We start from the raw sequence: 467 nt of genomic DNA, 5'->3' as shown, positions 1-467 counted from the left end.
CCTGCTATCATAGAATCTAAAAGCTTAAATATAGCAGGACATTCACTAGGTGGAGCATTAACGCAAATGCTTGCTTTAAGTCTATGTGATGATAGTAATGAAGCAAATGTAAATGAAGTATATACTTATAATTCACCCGGTGCTAGAGATTTAAAACCTCCTTATGATATAGTGATACATATCTCAAATACAATCAATGATGATATAAAAGGATATTTGCATTTTTCTCACACTAAGACACTGAAAGAAAAAGCAATAGAACTTAAAATGGATAAGTTTGGTATAGATAATATAATCGATACTATGCTTAAAAAGATTATCAATGATGAAGTAAATGCAAACTCATACTTTGGGATAAGATTCTCTACTCATAGTGGGAGAGACATAGAGTATGCCGATATTTTTTATGAAAAAATAGATAATGCGTTAGTGTATTTTTATCAAACACTTATTAAGAACTATGAAAA

1 protein-coding gene is annotated in these 467 nt (G+C 29.6%); it reads left to right on the top strand.

The features are described from left to right. Nucleotides 1–467 (top strand): lipase family protein (locus CQA53_RS13470; protein WP_407918862.1); only part of this gene is annotated, 467 nt, incomplete at both ends.

The organism is Helicobacter didelphidarum (assembly GCF_003364195.1).
Lineage (GTDB): Bacteria > Campylobacterota > Campylobacteria > Campylobacterales > Helicobacteraceae > Helicobacter_A > Helicobacter_A didelphidarum.
This window is presented reverse-complemented; position numbering and strand designations above follow the sequence as displayed.